This is a genomic window from Acidovorax sp. GW835-FHT14B10, from assembly GCF_058793725.1.
The window spans coordinates 1-5,077 of the sequence record NZ_JBXAGC010000060.1; the positions used below are offsets into that span (position 1 = coordinate 1).

General features: G+C 65.0%; 4 protein-coding genes and 1 pseudogene. 2 read left to right on the top strand and 3 right to left on the bottom strand.

The features are described from left to right. Positions 1 to 171 precede the first annotated feature (171 nt). Both AC1Q5S_RS22065 and AC1Q5S_RS22070 read right to left on the bottom strand, forming a co-directional pair. Positions 172 to 1,224 (bottom strand): YncE family protein, encoded by a 1,053-nt coding sequence (locus AC1Q5S_RS22065; protein ID WP_114655813.1) that lies wholly within the window; start codon positions 1,222 to 1,224, stop codon positions 172 to 174. Between the two features lie 66 nt (positions 1,225 to 1,290). Then, positions 1,291 to 2,406 carry a YeiH family protein gene (locus AC1Q5S_RS22070; protein WP_492239439.1) on the bottom strand — a complete coding sequence of 372 codons (1,116 nt, stop codon included), beginning with the start codon at positions 2,404 to 2,406 and terminating at the stop codon, positions 1,291 to 1,293. A gap of 120 nt (positions 2,407 to 2,526) precedes the next feature. Between AC1Q5S_RS22070 and AC1Q5S_RS22075 the strand changes: the two genes are divergently transcribed. Further along, the gene (locus AC1Q5S_RS22075) at positions 2,527 to 3,477 is read left to right on the top strand and encodes a LysR family transcriptional regulator (RefSeq protein ID WP_492239440.1); all 951 of its coding nucleotides are present in this window, start codon (positions 2,527 to 2,529) and stop codon (positions 3,475 to 3,477) included. Next, entirely contained in the window at positions 3,447 to 4,808 is a 1,362-nt protein-coding gene (locus AC1Q5S_RS22080) for a chloride channel protein (protein ID WP_492239441.1), read from the top strand. The genes AC1Q5S_RS22075 and AC1Q5S_RS22080 overlap by 31 nt, the downstream gene beginning before the upstream one ends. 7 nt (positions 4,809 to 4,815) lie before the next feature. Here the strand turns inward: AC1Q5S_RS22080 and AC1Q5S_RS22085 are convergent. Beyond that, positions 4,816 to 4,995, bottom strand: a pseudogene (locus AC1Q5S_RS22085) (DUF6691 family protein); the annotation flags it as partial. Between the last annotated feature and the right edge of the window lie 82 nt (positions 4,996 to 5,077).

The window sequence follows — 5,077 nt, forward strand, 5'->3', positions numbered from 1 at the left end:
ATTGCCAGGGTCTGCTGCTTCATCTGCGGATAACGTTTGAGAAGCGACAACGGTGGACCTTGATCAGCATTGCCTTAGATAAATACAGTGGCTATTCAGGGTGTCTTCCAACCCCACTTGGCGAAGACTGCTTGTCCTGCAGGCGATTTCAGGTAGTCCGCGAGCGCTTCTTCACGGCGCGGCCTTCTGCATCTTTGCCGCAGGCGCAGCCAGCGTCGCCTCTACACGGTTGCTCGCCAAGTCCACTTTGGCGATTCCCAAGTCTTCGTTCAGCACATAGGCCGTCTTGCCGTCGCGCGTGAAGACGATGGCTTGCCGCGGCTCCTTGAATCCGGTGATGGTGGCGACCACGCTCTTGCTCGCTACATCGATGACGGACAGGGAGTTGTCGCCCAGGTTGCCGGCGTAGACGCGCCTGCCGTCGGGCGACAGCGCCGCACCGTACGGGTCCTTGCCGACGGGAATCGTCGACTCGATGGCGCGCTTGTCCAGGTTGACGACCGCGATGGTGTTGCTGCCGCTGTTCGCAGCGAAGAGCGTCTTGCCGTCGCCGGTGACTGAGATCGCGCGGAGCTTGTTGAACCCGGTGATCTCGCCGTCGATCTTGTTCGTCGCCGTGTTCACGATGGTGATCTTGTCGCCCATGAAGTTGGTGACGTACAGCGCCGATCCGTCGGGACTCAGGCGCACGCCCTGGCGCGGCTGCGCGAAGCCGGTGATGACGGCGCGCGGTTCGCCGCTTGCGAGATCGAAACGCGTGACGGTGCTGGCGGCCTGGTTGTTCACGTACATCGTGGCGCCGTCCTTGCTCAGCACGGTGCCGAAGGCACCGGGGCCTGCCGGCAGGCTGCTGACCGTCTTCAGGCTGGACGTGGCGATCTTCGCCACGGTGCCCAGGCTGCTGTCCGAAACATAGAAGAACTCGCCAGACGGCGCGAACACGATGTTGCGTGGCGTCACGAAGCCATCCAGCACCTTGCGCACCTTGCCGGTCTTCAGGTCGTAGACGACGACGTCCGGGCGTTCGCTGTACGACACCACGGCCGTGCCCTCGTCCGGGCTGAGCGCCAGCGAGTTGTTGTGGATGGCACCGTCGAAGGTCCAGCGCTGCGTCGCACTTGCGGACGCTGCGACAGGCGCCGGTTGTGCCGTGACCGTCGAAGGGATCGAGGCGAGTGTCGAGACGGCGAGGCACAGCGAAAGTGCGAGAGGACGGAGTTTCATGAGGATCTTTCGGTTGTCTGGATGGATGGACGAATGGCGGGGGCGATTTATTCCAGGTCCGCCCTGTCAGTTGAGGAGTGCAGTGATGCCCGCGTTGATGGCGAAACCGCCGCACACCAGCCAGACGAAGAGCACGGCCGCCAGCGCCAGCGGCTTGATGCCGGCCTTGCGGATGGCCGAGACGTGCGTCGTCAGCCCGAGGCCGGCCATGGCCATCGCCAGCAGCACGGTGTCGATGTCGATTACCTGCGTCACCACCGCATGCGGCAGCAACGCGAGCGAGTTGAGCCCGGCGACCGCCACGAAACCGAGGGCGAACCAGGGAATCACGATGCCGCCGCGTGGCGAGGCTTTGCTTTCGTCGCCGCCGTCGATAGCATCGGCATCCTTGGCGCTGGAGCGGGAGAGGTAAGCCGACAGGATGATCAGGAACGGCGCCAGCATCATCACGCGGACCATCTTGGCGATGACGGCGGTGTTCGCCGCCTGCTCGCTGACTGCACGACCGGCAGCGACCACCTGTGCCACTTCATGGATGGTCGAGCCGGCAAACACGCCGTAAGCGGTTGGCGACAGGTCGAACAGCCGGTATTGAGCGATCAGGTGATACAGCACCGGATACAGGAAGATCGCCAGCGTGCCGAACACCACCACCGTGGCCACCGCGACCATCACCTGCTCGGCGCGACCGCGCACGACGGGTTCGGCTGCCATCACCGCTGCTGCGCCACAGATCGAACTGCCGGCGCCGATCAGCATGGCCGTCTTGCGGTCGAGCCCGAAGACTCGGGTGCCTAGGAAGCAGGCGAGCCCGAAGGTGCTGCACAGCACCGTGGCGTCGATCGCGACGCCGGTCCAGCCCACGTTACCGATGTCCTGGAAGGTCAGGCGCAGGCCGTACAGGATGATGCCCAGGCGCAGCAGGTTGGCCTTGGAAAAGGTCACGCCGGCGCCGGCCGCGGCGCCTATGCGGGGGTAGACGGTGTTGCCGACCCCCATGCCCAGCACGATGGCCAGGGTCAATGCGCTGATGCCGTTGGCTTGCAGCCAGCCGATCTTGCCCAGCTGGATCGATGCGAATGCCAGCGCGCCCGTCAGTGCGAGGCCGGGCAACAGCTGACGCAGACGACCCTTCGCAGTAGGGTTGTGCAGTAGTTGAACCGGGGAAGTGACGGTGTGCATCGTTTTCTCCATCGCGTCGTTTTTTGAAGGCATAGACGAACTTTGAACCGATGCGATCTATCCGACAAACGGATACTTCCGCTATAACCTAGCCATAGAACAGGTAACGAAAGCATTTGGATGCGCCTGACATTGCGTCAACTTCTGATCTTCACGGCCGTGGCGGACACCGGCAGCACCACGGCCGCCGGTGAGCGCGTCGCACTGTCCCAGTCGGCAACCAGTGGCGCACTGAACGAACTGGAGAGCCTGCTCGGCGCCCAACTGTTCGACCGCATCGGCAAGCGCTTGCTGCTGAACGACAACGGCCGTGCGCTGCTGCCGCAAGCCAGGTCATTGCTCGACGGCGCGCAGGAAATCGAAAGCCAGTTCGGGCTCGGCAGCACGGGAGCTGCAACCGCGCCTCTGGTCACGCGACTTCGCGTCGGTGCCAGCACGACGATCGGCAATTACGTGCTGCCGGCGCTGATCGCCGGCTACAGCAGGACGTGGCCCGGTGCCGCAGTGGATGTCGTCATCGGCAACACGCGCGACATCGCTGCGGCCGTGACCCGCCTGGAGGTCGACATTGGTCTGATCGAAGGGCCCTGCCACGAGGCCGAGCTTCGAGTGACGCCATGGCTTCAGGACGAGTTGGTCATCGTGGCTGCACCGACGCATGCGCTGGTGCAGGAGGGCGTGCAGGCACGCGTTCCGTTGAAGGCCTTGCGGCAGGCACGCTGGTTGCTCCGTGAGCCGGGTTCCGGCACGCGCGAGGCCGTGGAGCACGTGTTGCTGCCGCACCTCCACCACCTGGACGGCGACATGCAGCCGGGCAGCACCGAGGCGATCAAGCAGGCGACGGCCGAAGGCCTCGGGCTGGCTTGCCTGTCGCTGTGCGCGGTGCAGGACCTGGTGACACTCGGCAGACTGGTCGTTCTGCGAACCACGTTGCCTCGTCTGACTCGCCGCTTCTATCTGGTGCACCATCAGAAAAAGCGCCTTTCGGGCAACCTGCAACGCTTCGTGGCGCACTGCGAGCGTCTTGAAATGGAATCCCCGTGGCTGCCAACGAATTTCCCGAAGAAGTAGCGTCTCCCAGACGCGGTCGTGCGCGCCTGTGGGCCATGGGACCGGCTGCCGAAACGTTGCGCGTCTGGTGGTGGGCGGCCGTGACGGGCGCGCTCGCTGCGGCTGCCGTCGTGGGCTTCCGGTGGTTGACGCAATGGATCGAGGAACTCGCGACCGGTCAGCGCGGCGGACTGGTCGAAGCCGCGTTGTCGTTGTCGCCCTGGCACCGCGCGCTGGTCTGCACCGCGGGCGGCTTGCTCGCAGGGCTGGTCCTGCAAGGCGGAACTGCCTGGGCCAGGCGGGGCCCGGGCGGCGCGGCGAACCTCGACTACATCGATGCCGCGCGCGCAGGAAGAGTCGACCTGAACGATCGAACGACGTTGACACGCACCGTGTCCGCGCTCTTATCCGTCGGCACGGGCGCTTCCATCGGACGCGAAGGGCCGATGGTCCAACTGGCTGCCTGGGTCAGTGCGCGGCTGGCACGACTCGTCGCGACGGCGCCGGAACAACGCAACACGCTGCTGGTGTGCGGCATCGCCGCAGGCATCGGCTCGGCCTATCACGCACCCATTGCGGGCGTCGTCTTCGTTCTGGAACTGGCGCTCGGTTTCCTCGCGCGCCACACGGTCGCTCCGGTGCTGATCGCGTCGGCCACGGCCAGTTCACTGATCTACTGGCTGGTCGAACCCAAACCGCTCTACGACGTTCCGCCTGTCGTCATGGCACCGACGAGCCTCGGTATCGCCTTACTCGCCGGCGTGCTGTTCGGGGGGTTGGGCTGGGGGTTGCTGGCGCTGCTGGAATCAGGGCGAAGCTGGTTCGCGCGCATCCGTACGCCAGTCCTGCGCCTGGGACTCGGGGGCTTGCTCGTGGGCCTGTTGTCGGCCTGGGTGCCGCAGGTCTGGGGCAATGGCTACAGCGTGGTGTCGCAGGTGCTTCACGGTGACCACGCCTGGCAATGGCTCGCGTGGGTGCTGCTCGCAAAAGTGGTGGCGACGACGCTGAGTTCGGGCAGCGGCGCGATCGGCGGTGTGTTCACGCCATCGCTCTTCGTCGGGGCGACCGCTGGAAGTGTCTTGGCCCAAGTGGCGGCGCTCTGGTTGCCGGCGGTGTGGGTGGGCGATCCGCGTCTGCTCGCGGTGGTCGGCATGGCGGCGGTGCTGGCCGCAGTCACCCATGCACCGCTGATGGCGATCGTGATGGTGCTGGAGATGACAAATCAATTCCAGCTCACCGTTCCCGTGATGCTAGCCTGCGGCGTGGCCTACGCCATCAGCACACAATTCGGCGCGCGACCGCTCTATGGCAATCCGATCGAATCGCCGATGGCGCAGAAGCCGAATCCCTGAGCCTGTGTTAGATCGCGGGTTCTGCACGCAGCGACTTGCGACGCTCAATGCCTTCGAAGACGATCATTCCGGTGAGCATCGCGGCGGTGAAGACAAGCGCCTCGCTTTCCCCCATTCCGAGCGCCACCAGACCCGGTCCAGGACAGAAGCCCGCAAGGCCCCAACTGACACCGAACAGCAGGCTGCCGAACGCGGGGTCTCCTCGTTTTCAGTGCAATAAGTGACGGTACGCAAAGCTAGCACTGGCGCGGGGGTGGTCTGGGTAGACC

Coding starts and splice junctions, on each gene's coding strand:
- AC1Q5S_RS22065 (WP_114655813.1), bottom strand. CDS start 1,224: ATGAAACTCCGTCCTCTCGCACTTTCGCTGTGCCTCGCCGTCTCGACA.
- AC1Q5S_RS22070 (WP_492239439.1), bottom strand. CDS start 2,406: ATGCACACCGTCACTTCCCCGGTTCAACTACTGCACAACCCTACTGCG.
- AC1Q5S_RS22075 (WP_492239440.1), top strand. CDS start 2,527: ATGCGCCTGACATTGCGTCAACTTCTGATCTTCACGGCCGTGGCGGAC.